This is a genomic window from Dokdonella immobilis, from assembly GCF_900115085.1.
GTDB lineage: Bacteria > Pseudomonadota > Gammaproteobacteria > Xanthomonadales > Rhodanobacteraceae > Dokdonella > Dokdonella immobilis.
In genome coordinates this window covers 1-21,511 of record NZ_FOVF01000017.1, presented here as the reverse complement: position 1 = coordinate 21,511, position 21,511 = coordinate 1, and the positions used below count along the sequence as shown (strand labels likewise).

The window sequence follows — 21,511 nt, the reverse complement described above, 5'->3', positions numbered from 1 at the left end:
CTGAGTGAGTTGCAGATCGCCCTGATGCGTGTTCTCTGGGACCGCGGCGAGGCCAGCACGGCCGAGGTCGCCAGTATCCTGGGGCAGGACCGTGGCCTCGCCCATACCACGGTCGCGACCTTGCTGACCCGCCTGCAGAAGCGCGGCGTGGTCGGCCAGAGACGTGATGGCCGGCAGCTGCTGTATCGGGCCTTGGTGGATGAATCGGCTGTTCGCCGCTCGATGGTTGCCGATCTCATAGGCTCGCTTTTTTCCGGCGACGCAAATGCCCTCGTCGCGCATCTGGTCGAGGAATCGGAAATCGCGCCGGATGATCTGGCCCGGATCAGGCAGCGGCTCGAGCAGGGAGATGGCGATGAGCGTTGAATCCTTCGCGGCCTTGCTGATGACGCTGGCGGTCCATGCGGGCGTCCTGCTGACCATCGCCTGGATTGCGGATCGGTCAAGCTTGCAGGTCCAACTTGGATGGCGTGAGTGGATGTGGTGGCTGGCTCTTTTTGGCGGCATCGTGACCTCCGCCACCCAGTTCGTCCTCGAGACGCCGGGACTCGCGCGAATCTCGCTCGCCGTCGAATCGGACACGTCCGTCGTGCCAATGGACGCAGCCGGATCTGCCGTGGATGCTGCCCCCGCGTCTGCATCCGCCGCAAGGCGCGAGGCGGGGCGCACAGACGATCATGCACCGCTGATGGCGACGCCCTCGCGTCGATCGGACACGCTTCGCGCCGATGAACTGCCTGCGCCGCGGAAGCCCTCCCCGGACTGGCCGCGCTGGCACCTGCTGCTGGCGGTTGCCTGGCTGGTCGGTACTCTGATTTCGCTTGCGCGACTAGGCGGCGCCTGGTTGCGCTTGCGCAGCGCTTTACGACTGGCGCGACCGGTCGTACATGGTCGACTGCTGGCCGATGCTGCCGAACTCGCGGCTCGGGCCGGGCTTGCCTGTCCGCAGCTGGCCCGGCTCGACACCCTGGCCGGTCCGATCGCCGCGACCGGCGGTCGAATCATCCTGCCCGGCTGGGTATTCGAACGCTTCGATGCACCACAGATGCGCGCCATGCTTGCGCACGAGCTTGCCCATCTGTACCGGCGCGATCCGCAGCGGCGCCTGGCTGCGGCGTTCGCCTGCGCGCTGCTCTGGTTCATGCCAATTGCATCGATGGCGCGGCGCCGGCTCGACGCGATCGCGGAACAGAGCTGCGATGCCTGGGCAGCGCAGCAGTGTGGCGATCGCCGCGCACTGGCTGAATGCCTGGCCGGCTGCGCCGAGCGCCGCCAGTCCGGTCCGGCGTTCACGCTCGCGCCGGGAATGGCGGGACGCGAGTCGCCCCTGCTGCAGCGGATCAATCACCTGCTTGAAGGAACGATCATGAAAACACGCCTGTCCGTGCCCTCGGCCCTGATGGCCAGCGTCGCCGTGCTGTTCGTCGCCGTGATCCTGTTGCCCGGCGTCGGCATCCGCTCCAGCCATGCGGACATGGACCGTCCATCGCCGCCGGCCGCACCGTCGCCGCCCGCGCCACCCAGGCCGCCTGCGCCGGGTGATGCCGGGAATGGCATCCGCCTGCATGTCTCGAGCGAAACCGATGCATCCGGGCGCAAGCATCAATCCACGTTCCTGCAGACCGATGTCGGCAAGCGCAGCTACCAGGCCAGGATCGACGGCGAGGCGACCTACACCCCGCAGTACGACGGCATCGCCAGCCTCGGCAATGGCGCTAGCGCGAGCTTCGCCGAAACCCGCGAGGGCGTCGCTCGTCGCATCGAGTACACCAACAGGACGGGCAAGCTCGAACGGCACTATTTCGTCGCCGACCTCGAGCAGCCCATCGACAATGCAGTCGAAGGCTGGATCGCGGCGGTCATTCCGGAGATGGTCCGGGAGACCGCGATCGACGTCGAGAAGCGGGTTCGGCAGATCCATGCGGCGGGCGGTACCGCAGCCGTGTTCGACGAGATCGGACGCATCCATTCCGACTACGCGCGCGGTGAATACCTCGGCCAGCTCGCATCGACAGTCCGGTTCACATCCTCCGAAATGACCCGCGCGCTGGGCCTGGTCGATGCGTTCGAGTCCGCTTACGAGCGTCGCAGGGCATTGACCAGGATCGGCGCCGCCGGTGAATTCGACGCCGGTCAGCAGACCCTGGTGATAGGTCAGGCGAAGAGGATCGAATCCGATTACGAACGCGCGGAACTGTTGCTCGGCCTGTTGCCGAAGCTGGCCGACAGTGCTCAGGTTCACCGCGCCTGGCTCGAGGCCGCGAATGGCATCGAATCCGACTATGAGCATCGTCGCTGCCTCGTTGCGCTGATCGAGGCCGGTGGCAGTGATGACGCGATCCTGGCCACGGTGATCGACGCGGCCAGGACGATCGAGTCGGACTATGAGCGGCGCGAACTTCTGTCCACGGCGATCGCCGCCGTCAGCAGCGCGGAGAATGTCGCCGATGCCTATGCCGCGGCCGTCAAGGACATTGGCGGTGATTACGAAAGGCGCGAGGCACTTCTGGCCCTGATCCACGCCCGTGGATTCGGCGCGAAGGCATCGCGCCAGGTGCTTGCATCGTTGGGCAACGTCGAGTCCGACCACGAAAGCAGCGAAGTGCTGGTCGAGCTCGCCCAGGTCATGCCGAACGATCAGGCATTGATCGAACGCTATCGCGCCGTCGCGCGCACGCTTTCCGACCACGAACGTGCCGATGCCGAACGCGCGCTGGACCGGTTTTCGCTGTAAATCGGGCGGCCGCGCCTGGAGACCCCACAGGGCTGGAAACCTCGATCGATCGATTCACCTCGCCATCGCCGTTTCCGGCGATGGTGGGGTTTCTGGCGGAGTCAGCAGGGCAGGCCAGGGCGGCAAGCCTTCCCGCCGGAGGTCAGTCGACTTACCATCGACGGCTCACGCCAGAGGTCGATGCCCATGAAATCCCTGATTGCCGCATTCCTGCTGATTGTCGCTACTGCCGCTTCCGCCGCCCCGCATCCTTTCGATGCCAGGGACCTGGTCATGATGGACCGGGTCGGCGACCAGGTTCTCTCGCCGGACGGCCGCACCATCGCCCTGCAGCTTCGCGAGACCGACTACGCCGCGAACAGGGGCCGCAATAGCATCTGGACCGTGCCGATGGCCGGCGGCAAGCCGACCCGGCTGACCGATGCCGGGCTCAATGCGTCCATGCCACGCTGGTCGGTGGACGGCTCCAGCGTCTATTTCCTCGCGGCGAAGGACGGCGTCAACCAGCTCTGGCGGGTTCCGGCCAAGGGCGGCGATGCCGAAGTCGTCGGTTCGTTTTCACTCGACATCGGCAGCTACAAGCTGGCCCCGGATGGTCGTTCGGTGCTGATCGCCGTCGACCTCTTTGTCGCCTGCGCCGAGGATCCGGCCCCGATCGTCTGCAGCAAGAAGCGGCTCGACAAGCCGGCCGACGACAAGAGCACGGGCATGCTGTTCACCCAGGGCTTCGTGCGCCACTGGGATACCTGGTCGGATGGCCGTCGCTCGCAGCTGTTGGTTGCCGAGCTCGGTGACGATGGCAAGCTTGGCGAGCCACGACTGCTGACCGGCAGCCTCGACGGTGATGTCCCGTCGAAGCCCTTTGGCGACGATAGTGAATTCGCTTTCTCGCCGGATTCGAAGACCGTCTATTTCAACCTGCGCAACCTCAATGCCGGCGAGCCCTGGTCGACCAATTTCGACGTCTATTCGGTGCCCGCCGATGGTTCCATGGCGCCGACCAACCACACCGCCGACAACCCGGCCTGGGATTCCAGTCCCCTGCCGTCGCGTGATGGCAAAACCCTCTACTACCTGGCCATGCGCCGGCCCGGCTTCGAAGCGGACCGCTTCGCGATCATGGCTCTCGACCTGGCCAGCGGTGCGAAGCGAGAAGTGGCCCCGGGCTGGGATCGTTCGGCCAGCGCCCTGAAGGAGTCGGCCGACGGCAAGACCCTGTACACGACCACCGACGACCTTGGCCAACATCCGCTGTTCGGCATCGACGTGGCCACCGGCAAGGTATCGAAGCTGGTCGGCGATGGCCAGGTCGCCGGCTTCGACGTCGGTTCGAAGGCGCTGCTGATTTCGCGCAACGACCTGCGCCACCCGGCTGATCTGTACAGTGCCGATCTCCGTGGCCGGAACCTCAGGCAGATCACGCGCTTCAATGCGGCCAGGCTGAAGGACATCCGCACCGGCGAATTCGAATTCTTCACCTTCAAGGGCGCCGACGGCGCGACCGTGCAGGGCTACGTCGTCAAGCCGGTCGGCTTCAGGGCCGGCAAGAAGTATCCGGTCGCCTTCATCATCCATGGCGGTCCACAGGGAGCGATGACCAACGATTTCCACTATCGATGGAATCCGCAGACCTATGCCGGGCAAGGCTTCGCCGTGGTCACGATCAATTTCCATGGTTCGACCGGCTACGGCCAGGCCTTCACCGATGCCATCTCCCAGGACTGGGGCGGCAAGCCGCTGGAGGATCTCCAACTCGGCTGGGCGGCCGCGCTGAAGAAATACCGGTTCCTCGATGCCGACCGCGCCTGTGCGCTCGGCGCCTCCTACGGTGGCTACATGATCAACTGGATGGCCGGCAACTGGAACGATCCGTGGAAGTGCCTGGTCACCCATGACGGCGTCTTCGATACGCGGGCCATGGGTTACGAAACCGAGGAACTGTGGTTCACCGAATGGGAGAACGGCGGCACCGTCTACGACAACCCGGAAGGCTACGAAAAATTCAATCCGCTCAACCACGTCAAGGACTGGAAGGTGCCGATGCTCGTGGTCCAGGGCGACCATGACTTCCGCATTCCGACCACCCAGGGCCTGGCCGTCTTCAATGCCCTGCAGCGCCGCGGCATCCCGAGTGAACTGCTGGTCTTCCCCGATGAGAACCACTGGGTGCTCAAACCGCAGAACAGCGTGCAATGGCACGACACGGTCAATGACTGGCTGAAGCGCTGGACCTCGGTCGAAGCGAAGTAGCCGCGCCGCGCACGCAATCGATGAACTTCACGCGCCCGGGCGACCCTGGCGCGATTCGGCGGCGCCTCCAGCGGGCGCCGCCACACGCCTGGCGGGCGCGCCGGGGGCTGCACGGATCGCCGATGGCGAGGTGCGCCCCGGGAGCCGATTCATCCGCCGACCGAACCGCTGCCCGCGCTTGCTAACCGGATGCATTCGGCCATCATCCAAGCAGCGATGGATGACGCCGACCAAGATTCGCTAGCCTGCGCCCGTGCCGGGGATGCCGCCGCTTTCAAGCGGCTGGTGCAGCCGCATGCGCGCCCGCTCTATGGCCTGTGCGCGCGCATCACCCGCGACCCCGCACTGGCCGAGGATGCCGTGCAGGAGGCCCTCTTCAACGCCTGGCGGCACCTGCAGTCGTTCGACGGCCGCGCCGGATTCAGGACCTGGTTGCATCGTATTGCGGTCAACGCCGCGCTCGAACAGTTGCGCCGGCGCGGGCGCCAGGAGGCGACCACCGAATGCGCCGACGCGGACGAGGATTTTCTTGGCAGCATGGCCGAGGAGTTGCCGGGCCCGGACCGCCGCGCCCAGGGTGCCGAAGTGCACCGCATCGCGGAAATCCAGCTTCAGCGCATGAGCCTGATCGAGCGCACCGCCTTCGTCATGCGCCACCACGAGGGCCATTCCCTCGAGGAAATCGCACAGACCCTCGCCATGAACACCAATGCCTGCAAGCAGGCGATCTTTCGCGCCGTGCGCAAGCTGCGCGTGGCCCTGGAACCGCTGAGGTGACCGACATGTCTCCGATCAACGACAACGAACTGGTGTTGTTCCATTATCGGGACGGCCTCGATGACCGGCGCCTCGGTGAAATCGCCGCGGCGTTGCAGGCGTCGGAATCGCTGCGCATCCGCTACACGCGCCTGTGCGAACTGCTCGACAGCGCCGGCGCCGCAGAGCCGGTGCCGGCGGACGGGTTCGAGCAACGCCTCTGGGCCGGGCTCGACAGGCGCATGGCCAACCTGCAAGCCCGACCGGCCGGGATTCGGGCGATGGCGCGAATCCGCGATCGCCTCGATGCCGTGTTCGCGCCTCGACTGATCTGGGCCGGTGGCTTCGCCATGGCCTTGCTGATCGCGCTGGCGACCGGATTCATGGTCGGACGCAACGGTGCACAGCAACCGGTGGCAAGCGAGTCTTCCGCTGCCCCGTCGAGAATGGCGGATCGGATCCTCGACGGCTATGTCGCCGGACATCTGCGTGCCACGGAGGGCGTGCTGCTCACCGCGGCCAACGACGATGGCGGCGATCTGCTGGCCGGCAATCGCGACCTGGCCCAGTCGCTGGTCGAATCCAATCGGCTGTATGCCGCCGCCGCTGCGCGCTCGGGCAACCTGCGTCTCGCCGATTTCCTGCGCCAGCTCGAGCCGGTGCTGCTCGAAGTGGCTAACCGTCCGGCCTCGTCGACCGTCGAAGACAGGCAAGGACTGCGCGACTACCTGCGCAACACCGATCTGCTGTTCCAGGTGCGAGCCACCGAATCGCGCATCGATGTCGCCAGCAAGCGCAGCCTCTGAATTCCCACTGGAGCCGAACCCGATGATCAAGAAACTTGCGACCTGGACCCTGGGCACCTGCCTGCTTGCGGCGACTTCCGCATGGGCCCTGCCTGCCGACAGTGACATGGCCCCGAGCGACCGCCAACTTGCGGCGATGTACTGGCAGGGCCATGAGCTGCTCAAGAAGTCCGACTGGAATGGCGCGCTCGAGCGTTTCCGTCAGCTCGAGACCTCGCTGCGCCAGAAGGAACCGGCCAGTGCGGACGCGGCCATCTACTGGCAGGCCTATGCCCTGCTGCAGGCCAGGCGCACGGCCGAGGCCAGGGCGACCCTCGAGAAACTTCGCCGCGACTATCCCGACAGCCGCTGGAGCAAGGATGCCGACAGCCTGCTGGGCCAGGTCGAAACGGGTTCGAAGGGCACCACGTCGGCGGCTGGCGACGAGGAACTGGCAGAAATCGCCGTCACCGGCCTGATGCAGGCACCACCCGAGCGTGCCATTCCGATCCTGCGCAAGGTGCTGAGCGGCTCGCATTCGCTGGACGTGAAGAAGCGTGCATTGTTCGTGCTCAGTCAACTGGACGAGACGGCGGCGCTCGAGACGCTCGGCGAGGTTGCCTCCGGATCCCCTGATCCGGAACTTCGCGCCGAGGCGATCCGCATGCTTGGCGTGAGCGGCGAAGACGATGCCATTCAGCGCCTGCAGGCCATCTACGCATCGAGCCGCAGCAGCGAGGACAAGCGCAGCATCATCCAGGCCTGGCTGATTGCCGATCAGCCGCAACTGGTGATGCAGGCGGCGCGCAACGAGGCCGATGCGGAACTGCGCCAGGCCGCGATCCAGGCGCTCGGCGCAATGGAAGCGACCAGCGAGCTCAAGCAATTGTTCGACAGCGAAAAATCACCCGAAAACCGCAAGACCATCCTGCAGTCGCTGGGCGTGGCTGGGGATTCGAAAACGCTCGCTGCGATCGCCGAGTCCGACCAGCCCGACGAGATCCGCATCGAGGCCATCCGTGCGCTCGGCATCGCCGACAGCGACGGTTCCGGCCCCGCCCTGGTGCGCATCTACAGCTCGGCTGGATCGTCCGAAATCCGCGACGCGGCGCTGCAGGGGATGATGATCGCCGGCGACAGCGAATCGATGCTGAAGCTGTATCGACAGGCGAAGACCAGCGAGGAAAAGCAGGCCTTGTTGCGCATGCTGACGCTGACCGACAGCGACACGACGCTGGACTTGATCGAAGCCGAACTCGACAGCGGGAGCAAACAGCCATGATGCGCCTGCATGCATTGATTCTTGGTTTCGCCTTGATTCCCGGCGTGGCCGCGGTGGCCGCCGAACCGGAACTGAGCCAACAACTGGTTGCCGCGGACGGCTGGGTCGGCTATCACGTGCCGATGATCGGGACGGGCGGTGCCCCGTGCTGCTACGCGGGCAACCGCGGCACGGACCTGCGCAAGACGCGCTGCGACCTCGACTCGCGCGGCGGGACCTTCGTCTCGAGCCAGCCGGATCCCGCTTCGGCGGCGCAGCTCAGCGTCTACTGGCACGTTGCCGATGGCAAGGCCGACCGTGTACGCGCATTTGCGGCGGATTGTGCGGTGACCAGCCATCAGCCCGTGCGCTGGATCGATCCGATCGCCGCCGCCGACAGCGTCGGCCTTCTGAAGGGCTGGATCACGGGCGGCCACCACGGACGCGATTCCTTCGATCTGGCGGCACTGGCATTGCATGCCGATGCCGGGGCGACCACGGCCCTGATCGAACTCGCTGCGGTCGGCGAGCCGATCGATTTGCGCAAGGACGCGATCTTCTGGCTCGGTCACGCACGCGGCGCCGAAGGCGCGGATTTCGTCGAGCGGGTGGCGATCGGGGATGCGAATGCCGACCTGCGCGAGCACGCCGTGTTCGCCCTGTCCCAATCCAATGAGCCGGATGCCTACGAGCGCGTCCGCGCGATATCGAAGCGCGATGCCTCGGGCGAGGTGCGCGGCAAGGCGATGTTCTGGATGGCGCAGATGCATGACCCGCGCGCCCAGGCCGACATTCTTGCCGCCCTCGGCAGCGAGTCCTCCAACCCGGTGCGCGAGGAGGCCGTCTTCGCCCTGTCGCAGCTCGACGAGGCCGTCGCGACCAAGGCGCTGATTGCCGTGATCCGCGGCAACTATCCCAGGCCGGTCAAGGAAAAGGCCCTGTTCTGGCTTGGCCAGGCCGGCACCGACGAGGCGATGGCCTTCCTCGATGAGGTACTGACGCGTTAGGACTCCGCTTGAATCCGGAGCGGACCATGGCCTGCGGCCGGAGCGGGCAAGGGGAACCCTTGGCGCAGCCATCGCATGCCCCGGGTGCCCAGCTGGACGCGGCACTCAGGGGGTGTCAAATTGCATTTCTGGCCATCAGCTGCCGCGCCTTCGCTGGCAGCAGGCCTCATGCAAGGGAAGCATCGTGGTCAGGAATGGGCTTTTCCCTGCTGCGCTCATGTTCGTCCCTGCTTGCGCCCGAACGGATTCGACCGCGCAGACGATCGATGTATACGCCGAATGGAAAATGATTCTCGACGCGGGCGGGTGACCGCACTGGCATTCAATCCGTGTCAACAGCTCAATGGTGTCAGGCGCGTTTGTCCCCGCATAGAGGAGGGTTGAAGTGACACGCAATGCAGGCAGGATGTCGGCTTTCGGTTTCGCTGTCCGGATTCTAGTGCTCGTCCTGGCCTTCCCGGGGCTTGCGCACTCTGAGTCTGCTACGGATGAGCGCAGGGTGACCCTCGATTGGAGGTTGGAAGTGAATGCTGACGGGCGCGTCGGGTTTGTCGAAAGGGTCGGAACTTCGAACGCCGTCTTGCGCGAAAAACTCGAGGCCGATATCGCCAAATGGAAATTCATTCCACCACTCGTCGATGGGAAGCCCGTCACTTTGCGAACACGTCTCGTCGTGCAAGTGGGCCTGACTCCGAATCCTGATGGCGAAACCTACGCTGTCCATGTCAGGGATGTAACTACCGGCGGCGCCCTTTCCCACATCAAGATGCCTGCGTATCCGGATGAAGAAGTCGGAATGCTTGCGCGAGGCAAGCAGGTTGCCTTGGTGGTGGTGGAAGTCGAATTCGATGGCAACGGAAAGCAAGTCGGAGTGAAGGTTGCCGAAGGGTCGCCGCTTACGACCGGGGAATTCGTAAGAAGGACCAAGCGGTCGACAAGGTCGTGGACCTACGAACCGGAATTGATCAATGGGAAAGGTATTCCCGGGCGGGTCGTGTATTTCATGTGCGTCGTTGCCCATCGTCCCGATGAATCCCCGGCTTTGCAGCTCAATCCCTGCCAATGGACTCCACCCGGAAAACATGCCGTTCTCGGCAATGGCGACAGTCTGGCGCTCGATTCGAGCGTCTCGCTCAAATCCCACGTCATCGGCAGCACGCTCTGATCAGATCGCGGGTCAGTGCTGGCCGGCGAGCAGCTGCAACTGGTCGGTCTGGTCTTCGCGCGTCAGCGTATCGATCAGTTCGTCGAGGTCGCCCTGCATGATTTCGGGCAGCCGGTAGAGGGTCAGGTTGACGCGGTGGTCGGTGACCCGGCCCTGCGGGAAGTTGTAGGTGCGGATGCGCTGGCTGCGGTCTCCGGAGCCGACCTGCAGGCGGCGTGATTCGGCCTGTTCGGCGGTCTGCTTGCTGCGCTGCTCGTCGAGCAGCTTCGCCTTCAGCAAGGACAGCGCGCGGGCGCGGTTCTTGTGCTGCGAACGCTCGTCCTGGCATTCGACAATGATGCCGGTCGGCAAGTGGGTGATGCGGATCGCCGAATCGGTCTTGTTGACGTGCTGGCCACCGGCGCCCGATGCGCGGAACGTATCGGTCTTGAGGTCGGCAGGGTTGATCTCGATGTCGTCGATCTCGGCCAGTTCCGGAAGTATCGCGACGGTCGCCGCCGAGGTATGGATGCGGCCCTGTGACTCGGTTTCCGGTACGCGCTGCACGCGGTGCGTACCCGATTCGAATTTGAGCCGGGAGTAGGCGCCCTTGCCCTCGATGCGCGCGATGACTTCCTTGTAGCCGCCGTGTTCGCCGTCGCTTTCGCTGAGGATTTCGACCTGCCAGCGGCGCTGCTCGGCATAGCGCAGGTACATGCGCAGCAGGTCGCCTGCGAAGATCGCGGCTTCGTCGCCACCGGTGCCGGCGCGGATTTCGAGGAACAGGTTGCCCTCGTCGCGCGGGTCGCTCGGCAGCAGGAGCAGGTTCAGTTGTTCGTCGAGTTCGGCCTCGCGGGCCTCGAGGCTTGTGATCTCCTCGGCGGCGAGGTCGCCGAGTTCAGCGTCGTCGAGCATGGCTCGCGCCGAAGCCAGCGCGCGTGCGTTGGCGTCGAATTCGGCCAGGGCCTCGGTCAGGGGACCCAGATGCGCGTGCTCGCGGGACACCTCGCGCAGGCGATTGGCATCGCCGAGCACCTCTTCGCTCGAGAGCAGCCGTTCGAGTTCCTGGTGGCGTTCGGCCAGTTGTTCGAGCTTGCGACGGATCGACGGAGTCATGGATTTCCTGGGGCCGCGCGGACTGGCGGCGGCGCGCATGATACGTGATGCCGGCGCGACGGCGCCGGCCTGCGCGCGCCGCTGCGGCTAACCCGGCTTTGGGTCCGCCGGTTGCTTCCGGGGCCCGGGCTGGGTTTCGAACAGCTTCTCGGCCGCCTGCAGCAGCTCGGCATCGCCGCGCAGCGCGGCGGCCCGCAAGTTGGCGCTTGGTGCATGCAGCAACTTGTTGGTCAGGGAATGGGCGAGGAACTCGAGAGCTTCTTCGGGATTTCTGCCGCGCGCCAGCAGGGTCCGCGCCCTGGCCAGGATCTCGTCGCGATCGGCCTCGGCGCTTCGGCGCACGCTGGCGATCGGGTTGTGCAGTTCGAGGGCGCGCCACCAGGCCATGAAATGCTCGACCGACAGCTCGATCATGGCTTCGGCCTCCTCGGCGGCCTGCTGCCGTGAACGCAGGTTCTCATCGATGACCTCGCGCAAATCGTCGATCGTGTACAGAAACACGTCCGGCAGGCGGGCGACCTCGGCTTCGATGTCGCGCGGCACCGCTATGTCGACCAGGAACATCGGCTTGTGGCGCCGCGCGGCGATCGCGGCGGCGACCATCGAGCGGCTCAGCACCGGCTCGCGGGAAGCGGTCGAGGAGATCACGATGTCGGCCTCGGCCAGGTGCTTCTCGAGGTCGGTCAGGGCAATCGCGTAGCCGCCGAAGCGTCCGGCCAGGGCCTGCGCATTGTCGAGCGTTCGGTTGGCCACGATCAGCCGACGAACCTTTGCTTCGGTCAGGTGCCGCGCGGCCAGTTCGATCGTCTCGCCGGCGCCGATCAGGAGCACGCAAGCCTCGGCGAGATCGGTGAAGACGCGCTCGGCCAGGCGCACCGCGGTGAACGCGACCGATACGGTGTTGGCGCCGATGCGCGTGTCCGAGCGCACACGCTTGGCCACGGCGAAGGTGTTCTGGAACAGCCGTTCGAGGGGTGCATCGAGCGCCCGGGCATTGCGCGCCAGGGTATAGGCGTCCTTGACCTGGCCGAGGATCTGCGGTTCGCCGAGGACCATCGATTCGAGCCCAGTGGCCACGCGAAACAGGTGGCGAACGGCGTCGGAATCGTGGTGGCGGTAGAGGAACTCTTCGATATTCGCGCCGTGCAGCTGGCGGTGGCGGTGCAGCCAGTCGAACGGCGAGCCTTCTGCGCCGGATTCGACATTGCAGTAGAGCTCGGTGCGGTTGCAGGTGGACAGGATTGCGGCCTCGCGAACGCCAGGCTGGGCGATCAGGTCGGCCAGCGCGCCGGCCGTGGCGTCAGGTGTGAATGCGGCGCGCTCGCGCAGGGCGACCGGTGCGCAGAGATGGTTGAGCCCGAGTGCAATCAAGGCCATAGGTGCAACCATTGACGCTGGCGCGGGTCGAAGGACCTGCGCGCAGACAGGTCGCTCGGTGTCTGCGTAGAATGGCTCATGACTTGCCCAAGCGTGCCCGTGAACAGTCGGCGACCCGTCCGGACCGAAGGATTTGATTTCCTGACCGCTGCAGCATCTTCCAACCGGTAGTTCCGAGCGCACGGAATTGTGCGGGCGAGATCGGGCAAGTTCAAGCAAGTACAGGACTTTTGAGGGTTTTTGGAGCGTGCAAATCGACTTGTTCGGCCTCCGCGTGAAATCGTCGACACCCCGCTGGCGGGCCATGGCAGGCACGGCACTGGCCGCTGCCCTGCTGGTCCTGTCGGCCTGCGCATCGTCGCCAAAACGGCCGCGCGTAGTGGAGGTCCAGCGGCAAAGCGTGGCCCCGGTGCCGCGCGAGAAGGATCTGCCGTTGATGCTGATCGGGGCCGAATACGCCCTGCAAAAGAACGATCTGGCCGCCGCCGCGCAGGGCTATGTCGATGCGGCAGGCCTGTCGCCGGATCCGGCCATCGCCGAGCAGGCGACCCGGCTCGCCCTCGCGGTCAAGCAATGGCCATTGGCGAAGACCGCCCTGCAGCGCTGGCAGGCGCTCGATCCGAAAGCGGTCGGTGTGCGCCAGGCCAGCGCCTGGATCGCCCTTGCAGAGGGCGAGGTCGAGCGCGCCTACGCCGAGCTGGTCGCGCTTGCCGAACGGCCAGACAAGGGGCGTTGGCGACCGGTCGCCCAGGTCCTTCTCGGGGCCGCGGACAAGTCCCAGGCGTCGAATCTGCTGGCGCGCCTGGCCACGCCCGAGCGCCTCGGCGACCAGGATCTGGATTGGGTCGCCATGAGCCAGCTCGCATTCAAGCTCGACGACAAGGCCCTGGCCGAGCGCCTGTCCGCGGAGACGCTGAGGCGCTTCAAGACGGCCGATGATTACGCCTGGAGCGCGCAGCTCGCCCTCGACCGCGGCGAAAAGGAAGCCGCGCGTGCCCGCTACGCCGAGGCGCTCAAGCGCGATCCGGAAAGCCTGCGGCTGCGAACTGGCTATGCCGCGCTGCTCGCGGAAGCCGGTGACAACGCCGGTGCCGCGCGCGCACTCGATGCGGGCAAGCAGACCGACGTCGTCTATGGCGCCCGCGCAGCCTATGCGGCGCGGGCCGACGACAAACCCCTGCTCGGCAAGCTGTACAGCGACATGCAGTCCGACTCCTCGCCGCGCAGTGGCAAGCGCCTGTACCTGCTTGGGCAGGTGGCCGAGCTGATCGGCAAGGACAAGCAGGCCGCAGACTGGTACCGCCAGGTGCCGGAGGACGACGAGCGCTGGTTCGATGCGGGCATTCGCACGGTGGTGCTGATCGACAAGCAGGGTGACGCCGAAGCGGCCCTGCGCAAGATCAACGAGCTACGCCTTGCGGTTGGCACTGACTCGCGCGAAACGGTCGACCTTTACTTGCTCGAGGCCGACCTGCTCTCGCGCAAGGCGAAAAAACGCGAGGCCATAGCCGTCTACACGCGCGGTCTCGAGCAGTTGCATGACGAGCCGCGGCTGCTCTACGCCCGCGCCATGCTGTATATCGAAATCGACGATATCGATGCCGGCGAACGCGACCTGCGCGCGCTGCTGGCCACGGATCCGGACAGCGCCGATGCGCTGAATGCGCTCGGCTATACGCTGGCCGATCGCACCGATCGCTACGCCGAGGCGAACGCACTGATCGAGAAGGCGATCAAGATCAAGCCCGACGAACCGGCCATCATCGACAGCTACGGCTGGGTCCAGTACCGCCTCGGCAATCTCGACGAAGCGGTGCGCCTGTTGCGCAAGGCCTTCGAAAAGCAACCTGACAGCGAAGTGGCCGCGCACCTCGGTGAAGTGCTCTGGGTCCGCGGCGATCGCGAGGAGGCGCGCCAGGTCTGGGAGCAGGGCCGCAAGAAGGATGCCGAGAACAAGGTCCTTATCGAAACGATGAAGCGGTTGGCTTCGTGAGGCGGCTGCAAGGCTTGCCGGCCTGGGCGCCCGTCGTGCTGATGGCGATGTTGCTGGCCTCGTGCGCGGCGCCGCGCCTGAAACCCGATAGCACGTTGCTGTCGGCCCAGGCACAGCGCGAACGCGAACTGTCGACCCATTCGCGCTGGTCGCTGGCCGCCCGCCTGGCGATATCCGGTCCGCAGGATGGCGGCAGCGGATCACTGGCATGGACCCAGGACGGCAGCGAGTACCGCTTTGCCGTCAGTGCCCCGGTGACCGGCAAGACCTGGACCCTGAGCGGCGATGGCGAACGGGCCGAGCTCAGCGGGTTGCACGCCGAGCCAGTCGCCGGCGGCGACGCGGCCACCTTGCTGCAACGCGAGCTAGGCTGGAACGTACCGGTGCTTGAACTGTCTTCCTGGGTGCGCGGGCTGCGTGCGGCTGGGCCGGCCCGAATCGTGTTCCGCGAGGATGGGCTGCCGGCCGAATTCGCGCAATTGGGCTGGAAGATCGAATACCGCGACTACGACACCAGCATCCGACCGGCGCTGCCCAGGCGGATTTTCGCCAGCAATGGGGTCTACAAGGTGCGGCTTGCCGTTCAGCACTGGGATATGCCTTGACATCGGAAATCGCCGACGAAGACTGGAGCGCCTGGCCGGCGCCGGCCAAACTGAACCTGTTCCTCCACATCACCGGCCGCCGTCCGGACGGGCTGCATCTCCTGCAGACCGTGTTCCAGCTGCTCGACTGGGGCGATACGGTGCATGTTCGCGTGCGCACGGATGGCGTCATCGCTCGCGTCGGCGACAATGCCGGGATCATCGAGCAGGATGATCTGGTCGTGCGTGCCGCCCGCCTCCTGCAGGCGGCCGCGCCGGCTGGCCTCGGTGCCGACATTCGGGTCGACAAGCGCGTGCCGATCGGTGGCGGCCTCGGCGGTGGCAGCTCCGATGCGGCGACGACCCTGCATGCCCTGAACCGGCTCTGGAAATGTGGTCTCGACGAAGCGGCGCTGGCGGCGCTCGGACTGCAACTGGGTGCCGACGTGCCGGTCTTCGTGCGCGGCCACAGTGCCTTCGCCGAGGGCGTCGGCGAGTTGCTGGTACCGATTGAGCTGCCTAGGCGAACCTACGTGATCGTCGATCCCGGCGTCAGCATTCCGACCGGGGCGTTGTTCCAGGCCGCGGAATTGACACGCGATAGCGCAGCCACGACAATTGAGGGCTTCATTTCCGGGGCTGCGACGCAAAATGCGTTCGAACCGGTCGTGCGCGCCCGTTATCCGGCCGTGGCCAGGGCCCTGGACTGGCTTGGCGAGCGGGGCCGCGCATGTCTGAGCGGCACCGGTGCCGCGGTCTTTGTCGCGGTGGATGGCGACAAGGCGACCGAGATTGCCGGTCGATGTCCGCCGGGAATGCGGGCCTGGGTAGCGAATGGAATCAATGTTTCACCGTTGCTGGCACCTGCGGGCGATCAGCGGCGGTAAATTGGGCCGGGCGGGGTTCGTTTCGCCGGGCCGTCTGGTCAGCCGGATCCTGTTTTTCCTGATGGGGCGTCGCCAAGTGGTAAGGCACCAGGTTTTGATCCTGGCATTCGCAGGTTCGAATCCTGCCGCCCCAGCCATGTCCGGAGTCGCGGGCACGGCGTTCGATCCACGCTGCCGTGCAGGCAGCCACAAGCATCTGTACGGAGTGGCTCTGTGAACACGGCGGCGAATTCGGCAAGCATCCTGGTGTTCAGCGGCAACGCCAACCGGCCGTTGACCCAGGCCATCTGCACTGAACTCGGCGTGCCGCTGGGCAAGGCCCAGGTCGGCCGCTTCAGTGACGGCGAAGTGCAGATCGAGATCGAGGAAAACGTGCGGCGCCAGGAGGTGTTCGTGGTCCAGCCCACCTGTGCGCCGACCGCCGACAATTTCATGGAACTGCTGGTCCTGGTCGACGCGCTGAAACGTGCTTCCGCGGCCAGCGTGACCGCGGTGCTGCCGTACTTCGGCTATGCCCGTCAGGATCGACGCCCGCGCTCGGCGCGCGTGGCTATCACGGCGAAGGTGGCGGCGAAGATGATCGGCGCGGTCGGTACCGACCGCGTCCTCACCGTCGATCTGCATGCCGACCAGATTCAGGGTTTCTTCGATGTGCCGCTGGACAATGTGTACGCATCGCCGGTATTGCTGGCCGATATCTGGCGCTACTACGCCAAGGACGACCTGATCGTGGTCAGTCCCGATGTCGGCGGCGTGGTCCGCGCCCGCGCCATCGCCAAGCGCCTCGACGATGCCGACCTGGCCATCATCGACAAGCGCCGGCCGCGCCCGAACGAGGCCACCGTCATGAACATCATCGGCGAGGTCAGGGACAAGGTCTGCGTGCTGGTCGACGACATCGTCGATACCGCGGGCACCCTGTGTGCAGCGGCCGCCGCGTTGAAGCGCCAGGGCGCGCGCAAGGTGGTTGCGTACTGCACGCATGCCGTTCTTTCGGGGCCGGCCATCCGCAACCTCGAAGGTTCGCAGCTCGACGAACTGGTGGTAACCGATTCGATACCGCTGTCGGCAGAAGCCGCAGCCTGCAGCACCATCCGCCAGCTTTCGGTCGCCGAACTGCTGGCGGAGACGATTCGCCGGATCGCCTTCGGCGAGTCAGTGAGCTCGTTGTATGTGGATTAACGACGGGAATAGGGAATAGGGAATGGAGAGTGGGTAAAGCGGCTCTGTCGCTTTTGCCGACTCCCGATTCCCCATTCTCAATTCCCGGTTCCAACAACTCTCCTGGTCGCGGGGGAGTACTCAAGTCGCCGCGAGGCGAATCAACACTAGAAAAGGCAACACGAAAATGGCAAAGACACATGAACTTTCGGTAGCTCTGCGCAAGGACGAGGGGAAGGGTGCGAGCCGCCGCCTGCGTCGTGCGGGCAGCGTACCGGCCATCGTCTATGGCGGCGGCAAGCTCGACCCGGTCAGCATCCAGCTGGCGCACAAGGATGTTTTCCTGGCGTCGCAAAATGAGTGGTTCTACTCGGCGATCCTCGACCTGAACCTCGGCGGCGACGTGCAGAAGGTCCTTCTGCGCGACATGCAGCGGCATCCGTTCAAGGCACAGATCCTGCACCTGGACTTCCTGCGCATCAACGAGAACGAGGAAATCCGCGTGCGCGTGCCGCTGCACTTCCTCAACCAGGAAACCTCGCCCGCTGGCAAGGCCGCCGGCGTGATCATCATGCACGAGGTGACCGAAGTCGAAGTCGCCTGTTTGCCCAAGGATCTTCCCGAGTACATCGAAGTCGATCTGGCCGGACTCAAGATCGACGACATCATCCATCTCTCCCAGCTCAACCTGCCGGCCGGCGTTCAGATCCCTGAACTGAAGCTCGGCAAGGAGCACGACATCGCCGTGGTCAGCGCCAAGCTGGGTCGCGAGGAAGTCGATGGCGGGGCAGCCGAAGGTGAGGCCGGTGGCGCTGCGGCAGCCGGCGACAAGAAGGAAGAAGCGGGCGACGGCGACAAGTGAGTCGCTGCGTCCCGTGGCGGAATTGACGGGACGACCGCGTCGACATGAATCGTTTGCGACTGATCGTCGGCCTCGGCAATCCCGGGGCCGAACATCTCAGAACCCGGCACAACGCCGGGTTCTGGTTTGTCGATGCGCTGGCCCAGCGCGAGCAGGTGCGCTTCGGCATCGAATCGAAGCTACACGCGGAGACCGCGAAACTGTCCTTCGAAGGCGATTCGTTGCTGCTGCTGAAGCCGATCACTTTCATGAACAAGAGTGGTATCGCGATCGTCTCGGCGTTGCGCTACTACAAGATCGAGCCCGATCAGATGCTCGTGGTCCACGACGATCTGGACCTTCCGCCGGGCGCCGCGAGACTCAAGTTCGATGGCGGACATGGCGGCCAGAACGGGTTGCGTGACATCTTCGCCCACCTCGGTCATGGCCGGTTTCATCGCCTGCGCATCGGCATCGGCCACCCGGGCCACAAGGATCGGGTCACCTCCTGGGTGCTCGGGCGCCCCGGATCCAGTGACGAACAGTCCATCCTCGGTGCCGTCGGCGCCGCACTCGACGTCCTGCCGCTGGCCGTCAACGGGCAGATGAATGAAGCGATGAAGCGGTTGCATACAGAGAGGGAATAGGGAATGGGGAATGGGGAATCGAAAGAGCGAAGCCGCACGCCTGACGCCTTTTCGATTCCCCATTCCCGATTCTCAATTCCCGGATTCAAACCATGGGTATCAAATGCGGCATCGTCGGCCTGCCCAATGTCGGCAAGTCGACCCTGTTCAATGCGCTGACCAAGGCGGGCATCGCCGCGGCCAACTTTCCGTTCTGCACGATCGATCCGAACGTCGGCGTGGTGCCGGTACCGGATCCGCGGCTTGACGTACTGGCCGAAATCGTCAAGCCGCAGAAGACCATTCCGACCTCGATGGAATTCGTCGATATCGCGGGCCTCGTCGCCGGCGCCTCGAAAGGCGAGGGCCTCGGCAACAAGTTCCTGGCCCATATCCGCGAGGTCGACGCGATCGCCCACGTGGTGCGCTGCTTCGAGCATCCGGACATCGTCCATGTGGCCAACAAGGTCGACCCGATTTCGGATATCGAAACGATCGATACCGAGCTGGCCCTGGCTGACCTGGAATCGGTCGAGAAGGCGCTGAACAAGGCCGAGCGGGCGGCCAAGGCGAACGACAAGGAGGCCCTGGCCAGGCGGCCGGTCCTGCAAAAGCTCTCCGCCTGCCTCAATGAGGGGCGGCCGGCACGCGCGGCCGGACTTGACGCCGAGGAACTGGCGCTGGTTCGCGATCTATTCCTGTTGACGCTCAAGCCATTGATGTATATAGCGAATGTTCTGGAGGATGGATTCAGGGACAATCCCTTGCTGGACAAGGTGCGCGAACGCGCCGCGGTCGAGGGCGCCGAAGTCGTGCCGGTCTGCGCGGCCATCGAAGAAGAGTTGTCCCAGCTCGAGGACAGCGATCGTGATGCCTTCCTTGCCGACATGGGATTCGAAGAGCCTGGCCTGAATCGCGTGATCCGTGCCGGCTATCGCCTGCTCGGGCTGCAGACCTACTTCACCGCGGGGGTCAAGGAGGTGCGCGCCTGGCAGGTCAGGATCGGCGCCACCGCGCCCCAGGCCGCGGCCGTCATCCATACCGATTTCGAGCGCGGCTTCATTCGCGCCGAAACGATCGCCTATGACGACTTCATCAAGTACCGTGGCGAAGCCGGAGCAAAGGAAGTCGGCCGTTTGCGCCTGGAGGGCAAGGACTACATCGTCAAGGAGGGCGACGTCCTGCATTTTCGCTTCAACGTCTGAAACTGGGAGGCACGGCCAATGTCTGGACAGCAGCACATCCTCGAATTCCGCTTCCTGGCCGAACCGACCGATGTGAATTTCGGCGGGAAGGTGCACGGCGGAGCGGTCCTGAAGTGGATCGACCAGGCCGCCTATGCCTGCGCGGTCGCCTGGAGCGGCAAGTACTGCGTGACGGCGGCCATGGGCGGCATCCAGTTCGTCGCGCCGATCCTGATCGGCGATTTCGTTCAGGTTCGCTGCCGCCTCGTCCATACCGGGACCTCGAGCATGAACCTGATCGTCGACGTCCGGGCCCGGGACCTCAAGGCTGTCCGGGATCGGCTGGCGACCCAGTGCGTGCTGACCTTCGTGGCCCTCGATGCCCCCGACGGCAAGCCGACCCCGGTGCCGAAATGGATTCCGGAAAGCGAGGAGGACATGGCCTTGGCGCGTTATGCCGAGAAGGTCATGGAGGTCCACCGTCGCATCGACCAGGAGGTCTCGGACCTGCGCCCGGCCGGCCAGGACCACTGATCCGCCCGGCCTGATTGCCGGTTACGGCCGAATCCGGCCCGATCCGGGTGCCGGATGCGGCATCCGGGCGCATCATGGCACCACTTTTGCTGTTGACACTCCGGGCCCGCTCCGCGAAAATGCGCGGCTCCGTGTGAGGATGCATCTAGACCTGATTCCCCCAACCGACCGATGGCCGGTTGGTTTGTGCGTCCGGCGACCAGGGCAGGTTGCGTGAAACGAACCATTCGCGATGCGAAAGCGGCGCGGCCCCGGAGGGGCGGAGGGCAGGAAGCCCGGTGGTATCCACCTCCCGGACGACAAGACACGAGGTTGCAGCAACGAAACAGGAAAGAATGCTGGAGGGATACCCAAGCGGCCAACGGGGGCAGACTGTAAATCTGCTGGCTTACGCCTTCGGTGGTTCGACTAAGTTCGCTGGGAGCGAACTTGAACGCGACGCGAAAGCGGCGCGGCCCCGGAGGGGCGGAGGGCAGGATGCCCGGTGTAATCCACCTCCCGGACGACAAGACACGAGGTTGCAGCAACGAAACAGGAAAGAATGCTGGAGGGATACCCAAGCGGCCAACGGGGGCAGACTGTAAATCTGCTGGCTTACGCCTTCGGTGGTTCGAATCCACCTCCCTCCACCAATCAACAAGCGCCACCAGTTCCAAGCTTCACCACAAATCAGGGATACGAGATTCGGGATTCGAGATTCGAAAAGCGCGCCACGCTGGATATTTCGAATCCCGAATCCCATATCCCGAATCCCGGCTCCAGGCGGGAGTAGTTCAATGGTAGAACATCAGTTTTCCAAACTGATTACGAGGGTTCGATTCCCTTCTCCCGCTCCAAATTTCAGGCTTGAATTGAAGTGGGGACGGAGCAAATTTTCTTGAAGAGACCAGCATGGATGATGGTCTGAAGTTGCCGACAGGGAAGACGGCAATGATGCATCGCTCACGTAGCTCAGTCGGTAGAGCACTTCCTTGGTAAGGAAGAGGTCGATGGTTCGATTCCATTCGTGAGCACCACTTTGATTCCACTCACACACGATCTCCCGAGAAGAACACTGCCATGTCGAAAGAGAAGTTCGAGCGCAAGAAGCCACACGTGAACGTGGGCACGATCGGTCACGTTGACCACGGCAAGACGACCTTGACGGCGGCGCTGACGAAGATCGGCGCGGAGCGTTTTGGCGGCGAATTCAAGGCCTATGACGCGATCGACGCGGCGCCGGAAGAGAAGGCGCGCGGCATCACGATTTCGACGGCGCACGTGGAATACGA

The 21,511-nt window shown here is 64.9% G+C and carries 19 protein-coding genes and 4 tRNA genes; 21 read left to right on the top strand and 2 right to left on the bottom strand.

What is annotated here, in order from left to right; genetic code table 11:
- Positions 1–9 precede the first annotated feature (9 nt).
- From BM125_RS12055 to BM125_RS12025, 8 genes are all read left to right on the top strand, one after another.
- Entirely contained in the window at positions 10–366 is a 357-nt protein-coding gene (locus BM125_RS12055) for a BlaI/MecI/CopY family transcriptional regulator (RefSeq protein WP_245778907.1), read from the top strand.
- Positions 356–2,734 (top strand): M56 family metallopeptidase, encoded by a 2,379-nt coding sequence (locus BM125_RS12050; protein ID WP_175498058.1) that lies wholly within the window; start codon positions 356–358, stop codon positions 2,732–2,734. The genes BM125_RS12055 and BM125_RS12050 overlap by 11 nt, the downstream gene beginning before the upstream one ends.
- Positions 2,735–2,920: 186 nt before the next feature.
- Positions 2,921–4,984 (top strand): S9 family peptidase, encoded by a 2,064-nt coding sequence (locus BM125_RS12045; protein WP_092408286.1) that lies wholly within the window; start codon positions 2,921–2,923, stop codon positions 4,982–4,984.
- A 216-nt stretch (positions 4,985–5,200) separates the two neighbouring features.
- Complete coding sequence (locus BM125_RS12040; protein WP_175498057.1) at positions 5,201–5,761, top strand: RNA polymerase sigma factor; 561 nt, start codon at positions 5,201–5,203, stop codon at positions 5,759–5,761.
- 5 nt (positions 5,762–5,766) lie between these two features.
- Positions 5,767–6,546, top strand: coding sequence for a hypothetical protein (locus tag BM125_RS20245; protein WP_175498056.1), 780 nt, complete (start codon positions 5,767–5,769; stop codon positions 6,544–6,546).
- A gap of 22 nt (positions 6,547–6,568) precedes the next feature.
- Positions 6,569–7,807 carry a HEAT repeat domain-containing protein gene (locus BM125_RS12035; protein WP_175498055.1) on the top strand — a complete coding sequence of 413 codons (1,239 nt, stop codon included), beginning with the start codon at positions 6,569–6,571 and terminating at the stop codon, positions 7,805–7,807.
- Positions 7,804–8,793, top strand: a complete 990-nt coding sequence (locus BM125_RS12030; RefSeq protein ID WP_092408280.1) for a HEAT repeat domain-containing protein — start codon at positions 7,804–7,806, stop codon at positions 8,791–8,793. Before BM125_RS12035 ends, BM125_RS12030 begins: the two co-directional genes overlap by 4 nt.
- A 523-nt stretch (positions 8,794–9,316) precedes the next feature.
- The gene (locus BM125_RS12025) at positions 9,317–9,958 is read left to right on the top strand and encodes an energy transducer TonB (RefSeq protein WP_139224976.1); all 642 of its coding nucleotides are present in this window, start codon (positions 9,317–9,319) and stop codon (positions 9,956–9,958) included.
- Positions 9,959–9,970: 12 nt separating this feature from the next.
- Here BM125_RS12025 and prfA read toward each other — a convergent pair whose 3' ends face one another.
- Together prfA and hemA are read right to left on the bottom strand one after the other, a co-directional pair.
- Entirely contained in the window at positions 9,971–11,053 is a 1,083-nt protein-coding gene (gene prfA / locus BM125_RS12020) for a peptide chain release factor 1 (RefSeq protein ID WP_092408276.1), read from the bottom strand.
- An 87-nt stretch (positions 11,054–11,140) separates the two neighbouring features.
- Positions 11,141–12,430 (bottom strand): glutamyl-tRNA reductase, encoded by a 1,290-nt coding sequence (gene hemA / locus BM125_RS12015; RefSeq protein WP_092408274.1) that lies wholly within the window; start codon positions 12,428–12,430, stop codon positions 11,141–11,143.
- Positions 12,431–12,677: 247 nt separating this feature from the next.
- On the opposite strand from hemA, the gene BM125_RS12010 reads away from it, so the two are divergent.
- From BM125_RS12010 to BM125_RS11950, 13 genes are all read left to right on the top strand, one after another.
- Positions 12,678–14,423, top strand: a complete 1,746-nt coding sequence (locus BM125_RS12010) for a tetratricopeptide repeat protein (protein WP_139224975.1) — start codon at positions 12,678–12,680, stop codon at positions 14,421–14,423.
- Entirely contained in the window at positions 14,420–15,028 is a 609-nt protein-coding gene (lolB, locus tag BM125_RS12005) for a lipoprotein insertase outer membrane protein LolB (RefSeq protein WP_092408270.1), read from the top strand. The genes BM125_RS12010 and lolB overlap by 4 nt, the downstream gene beginning before the upstream one ends.
- Positions 15,025–15,894: a 4-(cytidine 5'-diphospho)-2-C-methyl-D-erythritol kinase gene (gene ispE, locus BM125_RS12000; protein ID WP_245778906.1), complete on the top strand. Its 870-nt coding sequence runs from the start codon at positions 15,025–15,027 to the stop codon at positions 15,892–15,894. The genes lolB and ispE overlap by 4 nt, the downstream gene beginning before the upstream one ends.
- Before the next feature lie 62 nt (positions 15,895–15,956).
- Positions 15,957–16,031: transfer RNA gene (locus tag BM125_RS11995), tRNA-Gln, on the top strand.
- A gap of 76 nt (positions 16,032–16,107) precedes the next feature.
- Complete coding sequence (locus BM125_RS11990) at positions 16,108–17,076, top strand: ribose-phosphate diphosphokinase (protein ID WP_175498054.1); 969 nt, start codon at positions 16,108–16,110, stop codon at positions 17,074–17,076.
- Positions 17,077–17,242: 166 nt separating this feature from the next.
- Positions 17,243–17,917: a 50S ribosomal protein L25/general stress protein Ctc gene (locus BM125_RS11985; protein ID WP_092408265.1), complete on the top strand. Its 675-nt coding sequence runs from the start codon at positions 17,243–17,245 to the stop codon at positions 17,915–17,917.
- Between the two features lie 44 nt (positions 17,918–17,961).
- Positions 17,962–18,543 (top strand): aminoacyl-tRNA hydrolase, encoded by a 582-nt coding sequence (gene pth / locus BM125_RS11980; protein ID WP_092408263.1) that lies wholly within the window; start codon positions 17,962–17,964, stop codon positions 18,541–18,543.
- Positions 18,544–18,635: 92 nt separating this feature from the next.
- Positions 18,636–19,727, top strand: coding sequence for a redox-regulated ATPase YchF (gene ychF / locus BM125_RS11975; protein WP_092408261.1), 1,092 nt, complete (start codon positions 18,636–18,638; stop codon positions 19,725–19,727).
- An 18-nt stretch (positions 19,728–19,745) separates the two neighbouring features.
- Positions 19,746–20,240 carry an acyl-CoA thioesterase gene (locus BM125_RS11970; RefSeq protein WP_092408259.1) on the top strand — a complete coding sequence of 165 codons (495 nt, stop codon included), beginning with the start codon at positions 19,746–19,748 and terminating at the stop codon, positions 20,238–20,240.
- A gap of 546 nt (positions 20,241–20,786) precedes the next feature.
- Positions 20,787–20,872: transfer RNA gene (locus tag BM125_RS11965), tRNA-Tyr, on the top strand.
- Positions 20,873–21,002: 130 nt separating this feature from the next.
- Positions 21,003–21,076: transfer RNA gene (locus BM125_RS11960), tRNA-Gly, on the top strand.
- Between the two features lie 104 nt (positions 21,077–21,180).
- Positions 21,181–21,256: transfer RNA gene (locus BM125_RS11955), tRNA-Thr, on the top strand.
- 43 nt (positions 21,257–21,299) lie between these two features.
- The coding region (locus BM125_RS11950; RefSeq protein WP_245778905.1) for a GTP-binding protein at positions 21,300–21,511 on the top strand (212 nt) is incomplete at its 3' end.